12 protein-coding genes are annotated in these 17,902 nt (G+C 58.1%); 4 read left to right on the top strand and 8 right to left on the bottom strand.

What is annotated here, in order from left to right; translation table 11 throughout:
* Positions 1–12 precede the first annotated feature (12 nt).
* Both rbsK and LJD29_RS17675 read left to right on the top strand, forming a co-directional pair.
* A complete protein-coding gene (rbsK, locus tag LJD29_RS17680) occupies positions 13–948 on the top strand; it encodes a ribokinase (protein WP_446742889.1) in 936 nt (311 codons plus the stop codon).
* Between the two features lie 17 nt (positions 949–965).
* Positions 966–3,146: a formylglycine-generating enzyme family protein gene (locus LJD29_RS17675; RefSeq protein WP_446742888.1), complete on the top strand. Its 2,181-nt coding sequence runs from the start codon at positions 966–968 to the stop codon at positions 3,144–3,146.
* A 100-nt stretch (positions 3,147–3,246) separates the two neighbouring features.
* Here the strand turns inward: LJD29_RS17675 and LJD29_RS17670 are convergent, their stop codons facing one another.
* On the bottom strand, positions 3,247–4,059 hold the full coding sequence (locus tag LJD29_RS17670) for a VOC family protein (RefSeq protein WP_446742887.1): 813 nt from the start codon (positions 4,057–4,059) through the stop codon (positions 3,247–3,249).
* Positions 4,060–4,108: 49 nt separating this feature from the next.
* Complete coding sequence (locus LJD29_RS17665) at positions 4,109–4,567, bottom strand: VOC family protein (RefSeq protein WP_446742886.1); 459 nt, start codon at positions 4,565–4,567, stop codon at positions 4,109–4,111.
* A 101-nt stretch (positions 4,568–4,668) separates the two neighbouring features.
* On the opposite strand from LJD29_RS17665, the gene LJD29_RS17660 reads away from it, so the two are divergent.
* Complete coding sequence (locus LJD29_RS17660; RefSeq protein ID WP_446742885.1) at positions 4,669–5,316, top strand: TetR/AcrR family transcriptional regulator; 648 nt, start codon at positions 4,669–4,671, stop codon at positions 5,314–5,316.
* Between the two features lies 1 nt (position 5,317).
* Here LJD29_RS17660 and LJD29_RS17655 read toward each other — a convergent pair whose 3' ends face one another.
* From LJD29_RS17655 to LJD29_RS17635, 5 genes are all read right to left on the bottom strand, one after another.
* Positions 5,318–6,988 carry an MFS transporter gene (locus LJD29_RS17655; RefSeq protein ID WP_446742884.1) on the bottom strand — a complete coding sequence of 557 codons (1,671 nt, stop codon included), beginning with the start codon at positions 6,986–6,988 and terminating at the stop codon, positions 5,318–5,320.
* A 124-nt stretch (positions 6,989–7,112) separates the two neighbouring features.
* Positions 7,113–8,738 (bottom strand): alpha-L-fucosidase, encoded by a 1,626-nt coding sequence (locus LJD29_RS17650; protein WP_446742883.1) that lies wholly within the window; start codon positions 8,736–8,738, stop codon positions 7,113–7,115.
* A 96-nt stretch (positions 8,739–8,834) separates the two neighbouring features.
* Complete coding sequence (locus LJD29_RS17645; protein WP_446742882.1) at positions 8,835–13,247, bottom strand: protease pro-enzyme activation domain-containing protein; 4,413 nt, start codon at positions 13,245–13,247, stop codon at positions 8,835–8,837.
* Positions 13,248–13,570: 323 nt separating this feature from the next.
* The gene (locus tag LJD29_RS17640) at positions 13,571–14,206 is read right to left on the bottom strand and encodes a hypothetical protein (RefSeq protein WP_446742881.1); all 636 of its coding nucleotides are present in this window, start codon (positions 14,204–14,206) and stop codon (positions 13,571–13,573) included.
* A complete protein-coding gene (locus LJD29_RS17635) occupies positions 14,164–14,865 on the bottom strand; it encodes a hypothetical protein (RefSeq protein WP_446742880.1) in 702 nt (233 codons plus the stop codon). The genes LJD29_RS17640 and LJD29_RS17635 overlap by 43 nt, the downstream gene beginning before the upstream one ends.
* Positions 14,866–14,983: 118 nt before the next feature.
* Between LJD29_RS17635 and LJD29_RS17630 the strand changes: the two genes are divergently transcribed.
* Positions 14,984–15,712 carry an aspartate/glutamate racemase family protein gene (locus LJD29_RS17630; protein ID WP_446742879.1) on the top strand — a complete coding sequence of 243 codons (729 nt, stop codon included), beginning with the start codon at positions 14,984–14,986 and terminating at the stop codon, positions 15,710–15,712.
* A 915-nt stretch (positions 15,713–16,627) separates the two neighbouring features.
* Here LJD29_RS17630 and LJD29_RS17625 read toward each other — a convergent pair.
* Positions 16,628–17,887, bottom strand: a complete 1,260-nt coding sequence (locus LJD29_RS17625) for a homoserine dehydrogenase (protein ID WP_446742878.1) — start codon at positions 17,885–17,887, stop codon at positions 16,628–16,630.
* Positions 17,888–17,902 lie beyond the last annotated feature (15 nt).

Here is a 17,902-nt window from a genome sequence, read left to right as displayed (position 1 = left end):
TTCAGGAGACCTATGGCCGCTGGGAACAAGCCAATCGTTGTGGTGGGAAGTATCAATATCGATCTCGTGTCTACAACCGCACGCCTTCCCAAAGAGGGAGAGACCATCGAGGGCACAGGATTCCAGATTCATCCTGGAGGCAAAGGAGCAAACCAGGCCGTTGCAGCCGCGCGCCTCGGTTATCCGGTCGCGATGATTGGCCGCCTCGGCGACGACACATTCGGCAACGATCTCCGCGCCAATCTTGAACGAGAGGGCGTGGATGCATCCGCTGTCGCAACTACTCCCGGCAGCTCCGGCGTTGCGAACATCCTCGTAGCGGCCAACGGAGAAAACTGTATTGTCATCACAGCCGGTGCGAATGCACTGGTAACAACTGCGGACATCGACGCAAACATCGATCTCATCCGATCTGCCGGCATCGTCCTTACGCAGCTGGAAATTCCAATCGCCACGGTCGAACATCTTGCGGAAGTCTGTAAGCGCGAGGGAGTGCCGCTCGTTCTCGATCCTGCGCCGGCAGCAACCCTCTCCCCCGCCCTGTTGAGTTCGGTCGAGTGGTTCACACCTAACGAAACAGAGGCAGCTTTTTTCGTCGAACACAATGGCACAACTGAACCGAATGAAACAGCACAGACTCTGCTGAATAAGAACATTCGTAATGTCGTGCTCAAGATGGGTCCGCGCGGAGTGTTCCTCGCATCGACCGATGGCCTGCGTGACCAGGTGCCGTCGTTCCCGGTGCAGGCGGTGGACACAACCGCCGCGGGCGACGCCTTCAACGGAGCATTCGCCACCGCCATGATGCTGGGCAAGTCTGCACGCGACAGCGCGCTCTTCGCAGCCGCAGCCGCGGCACTATCCGTAACCAGGGCCGGCGCACAGCCCTCCATGCCGTCGAGAAGCGAAGTCGAGGAGCTTCTTGCGCGATCGACCAGCAGCAATTAAGTAGTGGAGGAAGTACGATGAAGATTTCCGCAAGACTGAAACGTCCTGTAGCCATAAGCTGCCTCGCTGCAACCTTCGCTCTCCCCGCTCTGGCGCAGGACTTCCGCTACCACCCTAAAGCGCAACAAATTCCTCCTCCCGCATGTCTCACCATGCATTTTCCCTGGGAAGGCGGCAGCACGCCCTGCAGTCCGGAAGCGCATGAAGAATGGCTTAAGGCCATCACAGACTGGCGCACGGAGCGGCTTATCCGCGTAGGCTACGATGGCTCGCGTTACAACATGCCTGAGCTGAAGTGGGCGCAATCGGCCTTCATTCAGCCGCAGATGATGGTTCATGACCGCTACTTCTATGACCCCGTCGCGGGCAAGTACACGGTCGATCGCTATCTCGATGACCTGGACAAGCGTTATGGCGGCATCGATGCGGTGCTCATCTGGGCGACATACCCAAACATGGGCATCGACAACCGCAACCAGGAGGATATGGTCGCCTCCATGCCGGGCGGCGTCGAAGGCGTGAAGCAGATGGTTGCAGACTTCCATCGCCGCGGCGTCAAGGTACTGTTCCCGATCATGATGTGGGACCAGGGTACACGCGACCCCGGTAAAGACTGGTACACAGCCACAGCGGAGTTCATGAAATCGATCGATGCAGATGGCGTCAACGGCGATACACAGGATGGCGTTCCTCTTGCCTTCTCGCTCGCTGCTGACAAGGCCGGACATCCACTGGTCTTCGAGCCAGAGAATGGACCGGCAGATGAAGGCCTTGCATGGAATGTGATGACCTGGGGCCAGTATGATTTCCAGTTCGCCCCCACCGTGGACAAATATCGCTGGCTTGAACCCCGGCATCAGGTCAACATCCAGGGCCGCTGGAATCGCGATAAGACTGACGATCTGCAATACGCCTTCTTCAACGGCGAAGGATGGGAAAGCTGGGAAGATGTCTGGGGCATCTGGAACGGCGTGACTCCGCGCGATGCCGAAGCCACGCGCCGCATGGCGACCATGGAACGTGCCGTCGCGCCCTTCTTCGCCAGCACCGGATGGGAGCCTCTTTACCCGATGCATCGCTACGGTGTCTACTCAAGCCGCTGGCCGCTCGAGAATCGCACCATCTGGACGATCGTCAACCGCAACGAATACGACGTGCAGGGGCGCCAGATAACCGTCGCTTACAGCCCCGGCATGAAGTACTACGATGTCTATCACGGTGTGGAACTCAAGCCTGAGGTGGAAGGCGACAAGGCCGTATTGTCATTCCCCATAGAAGCACACGGCTTCGGCATGGTTTATGCCGCCGAGGGTGAGCCCAACGCTGCGATGCAGAAGCTTATGACGAAGATGAAGACTCTCACCACGAGTCCGCTGTCGAGCTACTCACATGAGTGGAAGTGGATGCCGCAGCAACTGGTGGAGATTGCATCGACGAAGGCCGCCACGGCCACTCCGGCAAACATGGTGAAAATCGATGGCGGCGAGTACGTCTTCCGCGTGCAGGGCATCGAGGTCGAAGGTTCGGACGATATCGGAGTAGACGTGCAGTTTCCCTGGGAGGACAGCCCACGCCGCTTTCATGAACACAAGATGGAGATCAAGCCCTTCTACATCGACAAGTACCCTGTCACCAACGCCGAGTTTAAGAAGTTCATGGATGCGACACACTATAGCCCCAAGGACAGCCTGAACTTTCTCAAGGACTGGCAGAACGGAAGCTATCCCGCTGGTTGGGACAACAAGCCCGTCACATGGGTCTCCATTGAAGACGCACGTGCCTATGCAAAGTGGGCAGGCAAGCGTCTGCCGCATGAGTGGGAGTGGCAGTATGCCGCGCAAGGCAAGGATGAACGCACGTATCCCTGGGGAGATCGCTGGGATGACAAGGCGGTTCCTGTTCCCGATAAAGGCCGCACCATGCGTGGACCTGACAACGTAGATGCCCACCCGCAAGGCGCAAGCCCCTTCGGAGTGATGGATATGGTCGGCAACGTCTGGCAGTGGACAGACGAGTATGTCGACGATCGCACGCGCGGAGGCATTCTACGAGGCGGCAGCTACTATCAGCCGCAAGGCTCTATCTGGTATTTTCCGCAGGCGTATCGCAACGACAACCACGGCAAGCTGCTCATGATGTCACCCAGCTACGACCGCTCCGGTGCCCTCGGCTTCCGCTGCGTGCAGGACGCGCAGTAGTTTCACTCCAACACTTGAACCGGGCCGAGGGCGTCATGCCCTCGGCCTCTTTTTGTGCGGTCACCGCGTCTCCGTAGGGAAACGCCACCGTCACGAGCACTTATTTCTTCGGCCCGACCACCGCGAACACCGCGCCCTGCGGATCTGTACCGATGATGATGTAGACCTTTCCGGGAACTTCATGAGGCCCCATCACCACGTTGCCACCCTTTTCACGAATGCGAGCCTCCGCCGCACCGATCTCATCCACGGCGAAGTAGTACAGCCAGAAAGGCACCGGTGACGAATCATTCATCATCTTCATCATGCCGCCCATGCGCGGCTTGTCTCCGTTTTGAAAGATCCGGTAGATGCCGTTCGGGCCCATGTCCATCTGGCTTTCTTCCTTCCAGCCGAAGACGCCGGAATAGAATTCCCACGCGGACTTCTCATCGCGTGCCGAAAGTTCATGCCATCCAATCGTTCCGGTGCTGCCAGGAGCAGGCATCGGAGGCGCCATCTCCCGCGATCCCTTGAAGATCAGAAAATGGGCTCCCTGCGGATCGATCAAAGCCGCAAAGCGACCCACCGAAGGAATATCCGTTGGCGGATGAACCACCTTGCCGCCCGCGGCCTCTGCCTTTTTTGCATAAGCATCCACATCATCGACGCCGATGAAACCCGCCCACGCAGGCTTCATGCCAGCCTGCGCCATATCCGGCAGAATCGGCATCACTCCTACGATCGGCATGTTGTCCACGGCGAGCAGCGTATATTCAACACCGCCTGGATTCCCTGAAGGCATGGCCTTCCATCCCACCACATGCGTGTAAAAATCGAGTGCAGACTTCGTGTCCGTAGTCCGCAGCTCGTACCAGATAAAGTCACCGTTGGCGACCGCTGTTCCCTTCACCTGTTCCGCTGTTGCGCTCATCCTGTCTCTCCTTGGGTTACGTGTGTTTGTGGCGTTCTGCGAGAGTCATCTATCCAGCTACTGCACCCTCGAGTTCCGCGATATTCAACTTCTTCATCGTCAGCATGGCCTTGAAACCGGCAGGATTACTTACGAGTTCGGCGATGCGTGCCGGTGTCACCTGCCACGACAGGCCGAACTTATCCTTCAGCCATCCGCACTGTACCTCGCTGCCGCCGTCGGCAGTCAGTTTGTCCCAGTAGTAGTCGATCTCTTCCTGCGTGTCGCAGCGAATCACCAGCGAGATTGCATCGTTGAACTGATGGTGCGGACCGCCATTGAGAGCGGTAAATTTCTGGCCGTCCAGTTCAAAACTTACGGTCAATGCAGGTCCGCCACCAGGGCTCTTCAACGCATCGAGCTTGCGTGAGTTCTTGAAAATTCCGACGTAGAAGTCGGCTGCTTCCTCCGCATTGCTTTCGAACCAGAGAAAGGGCGTGATGCGGGGATAATTCTGAAACTCACTCATGAGTGCCTCTATTCGGCAAAGTCACGGCGCGGGGCGGAAAGTCTACATGCGCCGTCCACAGAACGCTACCAAAAGACGTGTACACTGTCCACATAGGAACGATGAAAAAAACGGGAAAGAAATTGCCAGCCGGGCGCACTACGTTTCGTCACGGAAATCTGCGCGAAGCCCTGCTGAATGCTGCCATTGATCTCGCACGCGAGGGCGGTCCGACAGCCGTCGTTTTGCGCGAGGCTACCCGTCGCGCAGGCGTTTCTCCAAATGCTGCCTATCGCCACTTCGAAAATCATGAAGCATTGCTGCATGCCGTGCGTGCCACGGCTCTCGCCACGCTTGCACGCATGATCGAAATCGAGATGGTTCAAGCAAAGCGCATCCGAAAGCCCGCTGAATCAGCGCGTGCCGCGCTTCGCGCTGTCGGTACCGGCTATCTGAAATTTGCTCTTGGAGAGACCGGACTGTTTCGCGCTGCATTTTCTGTACGCGAACCGGTAGCGAACGATCACGACCCTGAAAAGCAGGGCGACAGCGGGCTCAATCCTTTTGAGCTGCTCAGCTCCGCGCTCGACCAGATGACCCAAGCCGGAGTACTCCCCAAATCACGACGGCCTCACGCTGAGTATCTTGCATGGTCGGCCGTGCACGGCATGGCGTATCTTGTGATCGACGGCCCATTGAACGCCGCATCGCCGAAAGATGTTGAACATCTTGCCGAGCGCCTGCTGCTGATGGTGGAGAAGGGTCTCTGACTCAGCCAGCAGTGTTACGCTGCTTCGCATAAATCGTATGGCGAATCGCCGGAGGCTCCGGGCCAATGTGCATACTCTGCACCTTCTCAAGAATCTCGCGGTCAGACTCGGTGAAGCGTTCGCGCTGGCGCAGATAGTCTACCCATGACTCCATCACAAAGGTCTCATTCAGATAACGCGGATTGTCCGCGTCCTGAAAAATACCCCAGCGGATCGCGCCATCGCGCAGGCGCACATCGCGCAGCTCGTGAATTGCCGCAACGAAAGCGTTGTAATTCTCCGGAGCCACGATGTAGTCGATCAGGATGCGCACTGGGCCGTCCGACATGCCGGGCTCATTCGTTAACTGCGGCAGCACGTCCTCCATTCGAAACGGGCTCAGATCAGGCAGCTCACCCCGTAGTACATGGAACTTCCGACTCAATGGCAGCGTTATCAGCAATCCGGCCGCAGCTGCGCTGAGCGAGATCGGTGTGGAGAGGTGCTCCGCAATAAAGCCCCAGATCACGCTTCCGATTGCCATGCCGCCTGAAAACACCATCTGGTACGTTCCCAGAACCCGTGCCTGCACCCAGTCGGGAGCTGTCACCTGAACTGCCAGATTGAAGGTCGACATCGTGCTCGTCCAGGCAAAGCCCGCCACCAGGAGCATCGGAATGATCACAACCGGGAAATGCACGAATGCAAGGATGAGCAGCGTTACGATGAAGACGCCGGTTGAAGCGAGGATGATTTTATCCGCGGAGAACTTTCTCCGCGTGCGCGGAAGCAGCGTCGCTCCGATCACCGCGCCCAGCCCCATGCTGCCGTTCAGTATGCCGTATCCGAGCGCACCCTGGTGCAGATCGCGCGCAGCCACCACGGCCAGCAGCGCCCATACCGAACTGACGAAGATAGTGAACAGGAATGCTCGCGTGAGGGCAGACTTCACCATCGGCGAGTACTGCACGTAGCGAAGCCCCGCACGCATCGATCCGCGAATGCGTTCCGCGGGAAGCGCCGACTTGAAGAGCGGAGTGCGCTTCCATTGGTAAAGCACAAGGATCACGCCCACAAACGAGAGCGCATTCAGCGAGAATGTCCATGCAGCTCCCGTATCGGCATGTTTGAAGGCCGCAATGCCGATGCCGCCCAGCGCCGGACCGAGCGCACGCGCAAGGTTGAAGCCCGCACTGTTGAGAGAGACTGCTTCGGGAAGCTGCTTTCGCGGCACCAGCTCTGGCATGATCGCCTGCCACGCTGGGCTGTTCATCGCCGCACCCACGTTCAGGAAGAAGGTAAGGAAGAGCAGCACCCATGGCGAGATGATGTTGAAGAAGGTCAACACGCTCAGCAGCGCAACCGCTGCCAGCATCCATGTCTGCCAGAAGATCAGCAGCCTACGGCGATCGAAGATATCGGCTGTCGCACCGGCCAGCAGGCCCAGCAGGACCACCGGCAGGCTTGCTGCTGTCTGCATCAGCGCAATCAGCAGCGGCGAGGTCGTCAGCACCGTCATCAGCCAGGTGCCGGCCGTGTCCTGCATCCAGCCGCCGAGGTTCGAGACGGTTGATGCAATCCAGAGATTGCGGAAGAGCGGCGACTTCAACGGTTCGAATCCGGTGATGTGCTCTTCGACAACCGGTTCCGTTGCAGAAGCGGATGGCGGGTTGGGAACGGGTGTAAGAGGCATCGTGAGAGTGCCGCGGCACCTCCTATGATACCGGCCTGAAACGATCCTCTTCAGAGTCGCAGACAGGAAAGCTGCGGCCCGTCCCATACCGGTTACTGAAGCTCTTTCACGCCATCAAAAGACCCTATTTGATCTTCAATTCTGCCCCGTATACATCGAGCAAAGGATGATGGATCACGGCACGAAACTCGTACGTGCCACCCGACGGGAGGCCATCTATCGCCACGCTGAATTTTCCTGGATGGGTGACCGTGACTGTCTTCGTTGCCGTCCAGACGCCGGAGCGAGCGTTCGTATCCTCTCCCGCAATATTGCGATACTCGAAACCGGCTTCCAATGACTGGCGATCCCCCATGTCGAGCACCTCACCCTCCAGCATGCCTCCGCTCGCCGCGATCGTCTGCACCTGCGGCGGGGCCAGCGCGGGTTCAGCGCCCGTAATCTTCAGTACGACCGGGTTCGGCCAGTGCAGGTTATCCTGCAGACGCTGGGCGCGTATCGCCCGGATGTGCAGGCCATCTTTCTCCTGGTGCCAGCTGGTCGTGGGAGTGACGTCGGGATGATACTCAACCACCTTGTCGTCCTGCCCGAGAACGCTGACCTTCGTCGCTGCAGTAGCCTTCACCGAATGCAGAACAATGTCCTTCCAGGCAGCATGCGGCCAGGGATCCTTCGCTGCCACGATCGCATATAGCGCGCTCGAATCCTTCTTCTTCGTAAACCAGATATCTCCTTCGTTGGTCACAACCCAGGGACGTACGCCATAGATAGCGTCCGAATTCACGAACATCCACAGTGCAATCTCCCGCAGCCGCTCTTCCTGCTCGATCGGCAGCTCACCGTTAGGCTTCGGCCCCACGTCCAGCAGAAAGTTGCCGCCCTTCGCCCGCGTCTGCACCAGCATCCGGATCAGTTCGCCGCCGGACTTGTAGTGCTCATTCTGAGGCTGATACTGCCATGCCGAACCCATGGTCATGCACGTTTCCCAGGCGCCCGGCGCAGGCTTGCCGGGGATGTTCAACTCGGGCGTGCTGATCGCGCCGCGGGTCACAATGATGTCGGGATTGAGCTTCCAGGCTTCTTCGCGCAGACCCTTCGCTTCGCCATCAAGAAACAGCGCGTCTACCTTGCCGTAATTGCTCAGCAGCTCTTTCAGCTGCGCCTGATCGTAGGCCAGCAATCCCGGATTGTGGCTCGGCTGCACGTCAGGGATATTCCGGTTGATCGCGATACCGTGCTTACGCAACCAGTAAAAATCGTCGGGAGAGTAGTAAACGCCAGCCGCGATGCCCTGCGAACGAAACGCATCGAAGATCTGCCGCGTAATGTCATAGTGATACGGCGTGTGCATGACCCCGAATGGAGTTGTCGCCGTATCCCACATCGCAAAACCGGAGTGGTGCTTGGTCGTGAACATCATGTAGCGCACGCCTGCCAGCTTCGCCAGCCGCGCCCACTCCTGCGGTTTAAATTCGTCGGGATCGAAGGTCTGCGGTAGCTCGTTGTAAAAGCGATCGACATACTCGGGCGAAGCGCCTACCAGCGAATGGCTGATGACCACACCAAGCTGGCTGTCAACGCTCCAGTGAATGAACAACCCGAAGCCCTGATCGCGAAACCACTCCAGCCGTTCAGGCTTGTTCAATGAGCCCGGATTCGGCATCAGGGCCTCGTCGGCACGAAGGACTCCGAAAACAGATATAAGCGACAGCGCAGGCAGAACAAGACGAATGCGGCGGAGAAGAGTCAACGAACGCTCCAGTAATAGGGGATGCATCGATTGTCTCAGCCCTTGCAGCAAAGCAAAAGGCCGCGTTTGAACGCGGCCTTCTGGTAAGGGCTGAGGCTAGTTGACGGTTACGGTTACGTTTGTCGAAGCAGTGACAGATCCGCTGGTGCCGGCCACGGTTACGATGTAGTTCCCAGCCGTAGTGCCAGGCGTGGTGGTACCGCCGCCACCTCCACCGCCGCCTCCACCTCCACCGCCGCTCGATCCGCTACTCGAACCGCAACCGGTGATTCCAAATCCGACGACGACCGCGAAGACAATGATGCCGAGCATCGTCCGCCAGCTGCGGCGCTTTGCCGGGATGCCGAAGAACAGCAGCCCCGCTACGGCGATCCCTCCGCCGACTGCGGCAAGCTTCTGTAAGGGTGTCTCGAATGCCGTTGTAGTCGTCGCGGCGGTTGTAGCCACCGTAAGCGTAGCTGTGGTTGCGCCGGAACTGCCGATACTGACCGACTGATTCACCGTGCAGGTCGCAGGCAGGTTCGCTCCGGTCGGTGAAGCCACGGTGCAGGCCAGGTTCACTGTTCCGGTAAATCCATTCAGCGGATTCACATTGATTGTTGCGGTGTTGCCGCTGGAAGCGCCAGCGGACAGCGAGAGGTTTCCACTGTTTGTGAGATTGAATCCTGCAGTCGCAGTGCCTGTACCCTGTCCAACGGCGGCAGTTACGCCCAGCGTGTGTACGAAGAGGCCATTGGGGCCGGTCGCCGTAATCAGCACGTTGTAGTTGCCGTTCGCTGTGGAGGAATCGGCGTTCACCGTAAGAACGGCAGTATTGGCAGCTCCACCAGTGAAGTTGCTCGATGCCGGACTGATGGAACAAGTTATGCCTGCAGCTGCCGTGCAGGTAAAGCTGACCGCACCACTGAAGCTGTTCGTAGAAGACAGCTCGATGTTATCGGTAGCGCTCGCGCCTGCTGCCACAGGCAGGATCGTCGTATCCGGCACCATCGAGAAATCCGACAGCGGATTGGATACGTTGCTGCTGAGGGTGGTCGACGATACCCCGTAGTTTGAGTCTCCAAGATATTGCACGGTAATCGTATTCGTGCCCTGCAGCAGGACCTGGCTGTTCAATACCGTGGTGAAACTCGAAGTGGTTGCGCCGCTCGGTGTAAGACCGACCTGGCTGTAGAGAATATAGCCCGAGGAATAAATGAGCACGTTGCCAGTCGGTGCACCGTGGCTGGATGAACCCGTGACTGTACCCGTCAATACAACCTGCGTTGTCGGCGAGATGCTGCCGCTCAGGCTCGCTGTAGTTGTTGTCGCCGTACCACCGACTGTTTCCAGGTTGATCGAGCCGGAGGTATTCGCCGAGTTATAGTTGCTGTCACCTGCGTAATTGACGGTGACGTTATAGGTCTTCGCGGAGGTGTTTGCCGGCAGCGTGATTGTAGCCACGGCGGACGCCGAATTGCTTCCAGCATCCACAACCGGTTGAAGAGTAGCCGTCGCAGGCACGCCGGACGGGAAGCCCGTTAGCGTGACAGATCCCGTCGGAGCAGCCGTAGGATTGGAGAAGCCGATTCCAAAATTGGTCTCGTTGTTCAGATTCGCGCTGTTAAGCACCTGGATCGAGACGACGGTCGCCTGACCGCCTACCAACGAACCGTCCTGTGTGCCAACCGCGGAGTAGATATTAATCTGCGGCGTGTTCTTGACGACCGTGAAGGTGAAAGGCGAAGCCGCACTCGACTTGTTATAGCTATTGTCGCCAGAGTAGGCTGCCGTGACGGAATGACTGCCGACGGCCCAGTTCCCGTTGTATTCGGCGTCTCCCTCTGCGTTGATGATGGCAGTGTTCAGAGCCAGGCCGCCATCAGTAAAGGCCACCGTGCCCGTCGGTGAAGTAAAGCCGGAACAGCTCGTGCCACAGCTCGAAGGCGTTGCCTGCGCTGAGAGCATCAGCTGCGTGCCGTAAGGGACACCTGTCGCACCGGATGTAATAGCCGAACCATAACCGTGACCGGTAGCAACATCATTGACGCTCAGAGTCAGAGTGCTGTTCTCCGGATCGACCGTAATCTGCGTCTTGTCGGAGTCGGCCGCGGCATTCGTCGAGTCTCCGCCGTAATGTCCCCATACGTTGTAGGTGCCGCCAGGCAGGAACTTAACCGACTGGTTAGAGAATCCGCCGTCGGTGAGGGTGAAGAAGGTTTCGCCCTGGTTTGCCGTCTCGGTGCTATCGGTCATCAGCGCCACATCGCCGGTCGGCGTACCGCTGCCCGAAGCCGGCTTCACCGAACCGCTGAAGGTGACAGCCGTCCCATGCGTAAAGGAAGTCGAAGACGGAGTAAGGGTGACATTCGTCTGCTGGAACTTGACATTACCCCAGTTCGACACCAGTACATTCGCGTCCACGCTGCCCAGGCCGCTTGCCGTGTCATATCCGGCGCCGGCGTTGTAACCGGGCGTCGATCCGGTGCCCAGCTGGCCCTCAACGACAGAACCGAAATTGGGATCGGCGAAGGTAATCGGGTTGGAGACCGCGATGCAATCCACCGGAGTATATTGCGTAAGGTTGGATGCGATCGTGTCCACATTGCATGGCACAGAGTTGTTTCCGTTCTGTACATCGTGGAACGCCGCGGGAAACTGCTTTGCAAGGGGATAGAGTATGTAGTTCGCCTGCCCCTGCGGACCATATTTCTGGTTCACCAGTGCCATGATGCCGGCAAACGCAGGGCTGGAGGCAGATGTACCTCCGACGCCTGTCACCTGAACATTGCTCCCGCCCGTCTGGCAATCGGCATCTGCCGCGCAAACTGGATAATAGCTGTAATTCAAACCGTCGGCAGCAAAGAGCGATACGTCGGGGATGTCACGCGCCTTGTCGTCCGGCACGCCGGTACCGGTCTGCCATACGGGTTTGGGATAGGGGGCGCAACTCGGATTTCCGGTGCCATCAGTAGTCGCAATGCCACAGCTGCTCACACCGCCCGAGCCGCCCGCAATCGTGGTGTAGCCGTAGGAATTGTAGATGCTCGCCGCATTCAGACCGAACTGGCTGTCGTTCCAGGGCTGCTCGGGCACCGGCGTTTGCAGAGAAACCGCATAGCTCGAGTTGCTGGGCGTCGAGTTCCAGTAGTTGAAACTGCTATTCGCGCCGCTTGCGTAGTCACTGTAGTAGAAGTCCGTACCGCCCACCGCTACGTTATAAGGAGTCGACGCGAGTCCGCTGATTCCGAGTCCGTTGACCGCATAGTTTTCAGTCGAGCTATCGCATCCCGCAGAACCGCTGTCGCCGGTAGAGACCATGACGGTGATGCCCTGCGCAGCCGCCTGCTCCCAAAGCTGGCTGAGAAAGGTGTTGAAGGTGGTCAGGCTCGATTCGCAACCGAAGCCGAAGCTAATGCTGAGCACCGGCGCGATATTTCCATACACGGCATGCTCCGCCGCCAGGATCAGGCCGTTCTCCAACGAGGTATCGGCCCCGATCACGAGATCGACCGTGGCATTCGGGGCTACCGAGCCAGCCACTTCGACGTCGAGATACGCCTCAATTGAGTCACCATTCGGCCCGTCAGGATTGTTCACACCGTCGATGCCAGGATCGTTGCCGTCGATAATCACCTGCGGCGGATTCGCAGGCAGACCGAAGAGCGAGCGATAGGCATTCACCGTCGCGATATTGATATTCGAGTCATTGATGATGCCGATGGTCTGTCCGCTGCCGTTGGTGCCTGCGGAATAAAGCGGATTCAGGTCATACTGCACGGCAAAATCGCCCGGACCGACAGCGAAGGTCACCCCATTGGTGCTGTCGCCAATCGTCCACTGTGGTTTCGCCTTGTCCGTCTTCGGGTCGTAGGTCGCCTTACCGAGGGTGCGGCTCAGGCGTTTCGGCTTGAAGTTGTTCAGAGAAGCGAATCCGCCGAAGACCGGAGCCAGCGCCGAAGGAATCTGCGGATCGGTGGCATTCGCGTAGTGTGTCTCGCCGTTGACCATGTACTTGTGAATCTGCGCATGGAAGGCGGTGCGGAACTGCCCGGCGTTGCCGGAAACCTCGATGGTTCCTTTACCCGGATTCACCTTCGTCACCGCGAAGCCCTTGGCCTGCAGCCATGTCTCGACCGTCTGCACGTCCTGGTCCGAGGCCCCGAACTGCTCGCCGAACTGCGTCGGCGTCAGCCACTTGTGATAGCTCGCCTTGCCCGGCGTATGCATGTCGCTGATCAGCTGCTTCAGCGCCGATTCCTGCGCGTCACTGCGCTTCAGGACAACCTGCAGCCGGTCGAGCGCCATGCCGTCGGGCACCGCCCCCCGGTCGTTCGCGGCGCGAGCCAGGGGATGCACTGTTCCCTTTAGCGTAACCAGCGATTTCTCATTAATCGTCTGAGTCAGCCTGTTTACTACCAGGGAGCTGGCATTGCTGGCCGCCGTTTGTGCATTCAGAAAATGCGGCGAGAGAAGAGACAAGGAAGCGAGCACAACCGTGCTGACGGTGCGGAGAGTTTTCTGGAACATGGCCATCCTCAAAAACGTTCAGACGCTTTGGGTACTAAAAGAAAGCTGCATTCTATCGATGCATGACGATCTTGCAATCCGGTCAGACCGGCGGCGGCTGACGACAATCGCGTCTCCGCTTAAACATCCGGCTGAGCTTTAACGATGTGCATGTGGGGGCCTGCACAATTCAGAATCGGCTCCCTTCACTCAAAAATGTGGAGATCCGGGAAAGATCCAGCGCTGCGCCAGTATAAACGCCGAACGTAAAGTTTTGTTGCGGGAAGAAATGAGGGAATTTTCAGAGCTCAAAAAAACGGATCACCGGACCATGCCGATGAAAATTACTGCCCGCTTTCAAGAACCAGCCACTGACCGGCTTCGAAGTAGTGCACCGTCGAATTCTTTTCGACAAACGCATCCTCAATACCGTCATGATCATAGGAATGAACCGAGCCGCCGCCCTGCACCTGCATGCGTGCCGGCCGAAGCTGGTCGCCGGGACGACGTGAAATACCCCAGGCCGCACCATAGACTCCTGCCTGCTCCGACCCGAGCCACTTTGCGTCCGGCTGACTGCGCAGCGCCACCGGAGTAGCGGGATGCGAGCCGAAGACGACGTACAAGGTCGTCACGCCATCCGCCGAGCAAAGCGCGGCCCAGTCCTGCGAACCCTCTTTCTCAAACGCTCCAGGAATCACATTTTCAGGCGCATGCGCCTCAAAGGTCTGCGGAACCAGGCAATTCTTCGTCTGCAGGACCGCCGCTACCGTCGCGGGAAGCTCAGGAAATGAAGCGAGTGGGAGCAGACGGATGGTATAGCTCACCGGCTGCCCGTTGCCGGTAGTCCCCTGCCCTGTCTCCGTCTTCTCACCAGGGGCGGACTGGGCAGCCGCGATGCAAAACGGGGCGAAGACAAGTAGGAGACCGGCGATCTTCAGGCGCTGAGAATGTTGCCGTAGGAATTCTGATTCAGCCATTCCGAAGCCTCCTGCAACAAAGCCTGCATGTAAGCGATGCCGCTATGGGGAAGCCGCGTAGAAAAACTGCGCAGCCGGCAATCGTCTGGATGTGCCAGCACCGGCACATTATGAAAAAAACTCTCGGCCTTTTCGCGAAACTGCTCGGGGTCTCCGCTCAGCCCGACTACCAGCCCCTCTTTGAAGGTGTAAGTAATCCCAAGGCTCCGCTGATCGAGTCTCAAAAATGCAGGCTCGTACTTCGATATACGGCCATAGGCGTCGAATAGAGACAGAGCCGAGGAGAGCTCGTCGTAATCGACCATCACGAGAAAGCTCTGCTTCTCGCCGCCGATGAAGATCTCGACCCCCTTGGCGAAGCTTTCCTCGAACTCGTCTTTCTCAAGCTCGGCCCCTGTTTCTTCCTCGTCGCGGTTGTAATCGTCATCCTGCCGGCCCGATACCTTGCCCGCCGTCACCTGGGGCGGATTCGTAATATCGACCGCGAGGACCGAGGTCACGCGCAAACGGCCGTGCAGCGTTGGATCATCACCCGTAGCAGGCTGCACCAGGTGATTGCGGCGCAGAACCACTGCATTTGGTTTCTCCAGAAGGGCGCGCAGACGCGTGCTGGAGACAGGGGGGACAGTCTCGGCAACTTTCAGTTCCAGTGCGGGCATGGCTCTCTCCATCCGAATATCTTCTCAGGCGCAAGCCTAAATTGTTCCCGCGATTGGATCAATGTGGACTTAGACGAACGGACGCGGAATCGCTGTCTTATCGAATTGCCCTGCGTGCATGGCGGTGAAACTCGTGGCGTGTGGCATTCTTAAATTCTCACAGGAGGTACGAATGCGTTGTATTGGCTTGGTCGGCGGTCTTGCCGTCGGCTCTGCATGCCATTGCTACAAGGCCCTCGCGCAGCAATGGCCACGCGATCGCGGGCCGATGGAGTTTTGCATGGTGCATGCGGACCTGCCAACGGTCCTGGAGTGCCTTTCTGCTAACGATTCGGACAAATTGGCGAACTATCTCCTGGGACTCATCGAGCGTGTGAAACGTGCGGGAGCAACTGTCGCTGCCATCCCAGCCGTTGCGCCCCACTTCTCGATCAAACGGCTCAAGGAATTTTCGCCGTTGCCCATCATCGATCTGCTTGAAGTGATCGTGGATGAAGTGCGGTCGAGGAAGCTACGGCGGGTGACAATCTTCGGAACAAGATACGTCATCAAATCGAACCTGTTTGAAGCCCTCGACGGGGTTGTGGAGATTGCGAGTCCGTCAACAGAAGAGACCGACCGGATTCACGAACTCTATCTGAAACTTGCGCAGCAGGCCTACGGAGAACCGTCCGACATCGCTGAGCTGAACGCGCTGGCCGCGGCAGTACTCGAACGGGAGCGCGCCGATGCTGTGCTCCTCGCCGGCACCGATTTTTCCGTAGTGCCCGCAGGCTTGTTCGAGTTCCCTCATGTGGACTGCACCGAGGCACATCTACGCGCGATTCTTAGAGAGTTGTGCAGTTGAGCTGCATCGGCGCCCCTTAGGGATGAGGCACCAGTCCCGAATGCTTTTCCACCGTCGAGCGTCTATCTCAGCTGCAGGGAGAAAGATGCAGATGAAGTCAGTGATCGCTCATGAAGGATCAGATAATCACGAAGTAGTTAAGCGCATTCACGAAGTGTGGACTTCTGATGTAATGCGGCTGGTGATCCGAGTCATCGATGGAACCCCTCACGGTCTCAGCTGACCGTCTCCGGACTCGAACATCTCTCGCTCGATCCAGCATCCAGCCTGTTTGAACCGCCCTCAGACTACTGTTACGGCTATCGAGATAATGGCGACGGCCGCGCCGTCGCCAACGATATTCAGGAACTAAAAGAATGGCCTGTCGATTAGATCAACTGAGGAATGCCAGGTGCCCACATCTCATTTTTTGCGATTTGGGATCTTACGCATCTTCTGTGAGTTGATATGTCAGAGGTGCGGACGTTTCACCCCTGCCTCAGAAGCGAGACAGGGGCGTCGTTTATAAACAGCTATCTACTAACCCGTGAATCCTGGAGTTGATCACTCCGCAAGGCACATAAAAGGGCGACGAAGTACATTGAATGGTTAGTGTTTGCGCAGCTGAATCGAAATTCCACGAAATTTCGATTCCATCTTGTGTAGCCGAACCACTGTCGCCATTGATGTTGATACCGGCTTCGTGAGCCTTATCTAAAAGGCACGCGAAACGCTCAGCTGATACGCCAGTGAATTGTTGTGCGGCACAGCTTGCCATGATTCCTCCTGTACCCGATTTGGCGGAAGTCCTGCATTCCGCCTTTGAGATGAGGAGACATCCTATTTCAACAAATCGAAAATTGCCAGCATGGAAAGAAGTCGGGCCCATCTCTCAAAATCAGACATAGAAGACCCCGTTCTCAATCCCCTGCTTCCCTACTCTTCCGGCTCCAGAATCTGCATATCGAATGGCTTCTCGAGCAGGCACTTCATCTTGCCGATGCGTTCGAGCGCCTTCTTCAGCATCGAGTTTGCGCAGGGCTCAACTGTGACGACGAACGGCAGCGCATCCCTGCTGTAGCCGGGGCGCTGGAAGATCGCGTGAATGCTGATTCCCTGCTCGGCCAGCGCTTCGGCGATCTCGGCGATGATGCCTGGCTCGTCGCGCACAACAAAGCGGATAGAGTGGCGTAGCAGGAACTCCCCACCAATGGCCGTCTTCCTGCTCGGCAGATCGACCGCGCGGGATCCATGCGCAATGCTGATGACGTCAGAGACCACGGCGACCGCCGTGGGATGACCGCCTGCGCCGTGACCGGAGAAGACAACGTCGCCGCCGTAGTGGCCGCCGATAAGAACCGTATTTTCCGTACCGCGCGACCAGGCGAGGGGTGAAGCCTTCGGCACCAGCATGGGACCGACACTGGCCAGCACATCGCCCTCGCGATACTCGGCGCGCGAGATCTGGCGGATCGTGCAGTTCAGCTCCTTTGCGTAGGCGAAGTCAATCGCGGCAACTTCGGTAATCGAACGGCACGGGATCTGCTCTGGATCGAGGTCGGCGCGCAGAGCCAGCCGCGAAAGGATGACCAGCTTGGCACGGGCGTCGAAACCATCGACGTCTTCGGTCGGATTTGCCTCGGCATAGCCGAGTCCCTGTGCTTCCTTTAGCACATCGGCAAACTCCGCGCCCTCTTCCATCTTGCTGAGGATGAAGTTACAGGTGCCGTTGAGAATGCCTTCGATGCGCACCACCTTGTCGCCCGCAAGCCCCTGCTGCAGACCTGGAATGACCGGTATTCCCCCGGCAACCGCCGCCCCGTAGAGCAGGTGACCGCCCTTGGCGCGTGCCAGTTTCTCAAGCTCAATACCCTGCAGCGAAATCAGCTTCTTGTTCGCCGTCACCGCGGATTTGCCCGATTCCAGAGCACGGCGAACCCAGACACCTGCCGGGTCGAGACCGCCGGCAAGTTCAAGGATCACGTCCACGTCAGAGGCGAAGATGGTTTCGACGTCATCGGTCCAGACCACCGACGGCGGGACCCAGTCGGCCTTCTTCCGCGCGACATTGCGGTTGTAGATGTGCGTCAGCTCGATGCCTTCCGGCTTCATGTCGGTCAGGATGCGCGCAACCGAGCTGCCCACAGTTCCAAAGCCAAGAATGGCTACCTTCAACTTCGATACTGATCCCGTCACAACTTCCTTCACACT

The sequence above is a fragment of the Silvibacterium acidisoli genome (genome assembly GCA_022870745.1).
Lineage (GTDB): Bacteria > Acidobacteriota > Terriglobia > Terriglobales > Acidobacteriaceae > Silvibacterium.
The sequence above is the reverse complement of the archived record's forward strand: the minus strand, read 5'-3'. Positions and strand labels throughout refer to the sequence as shown.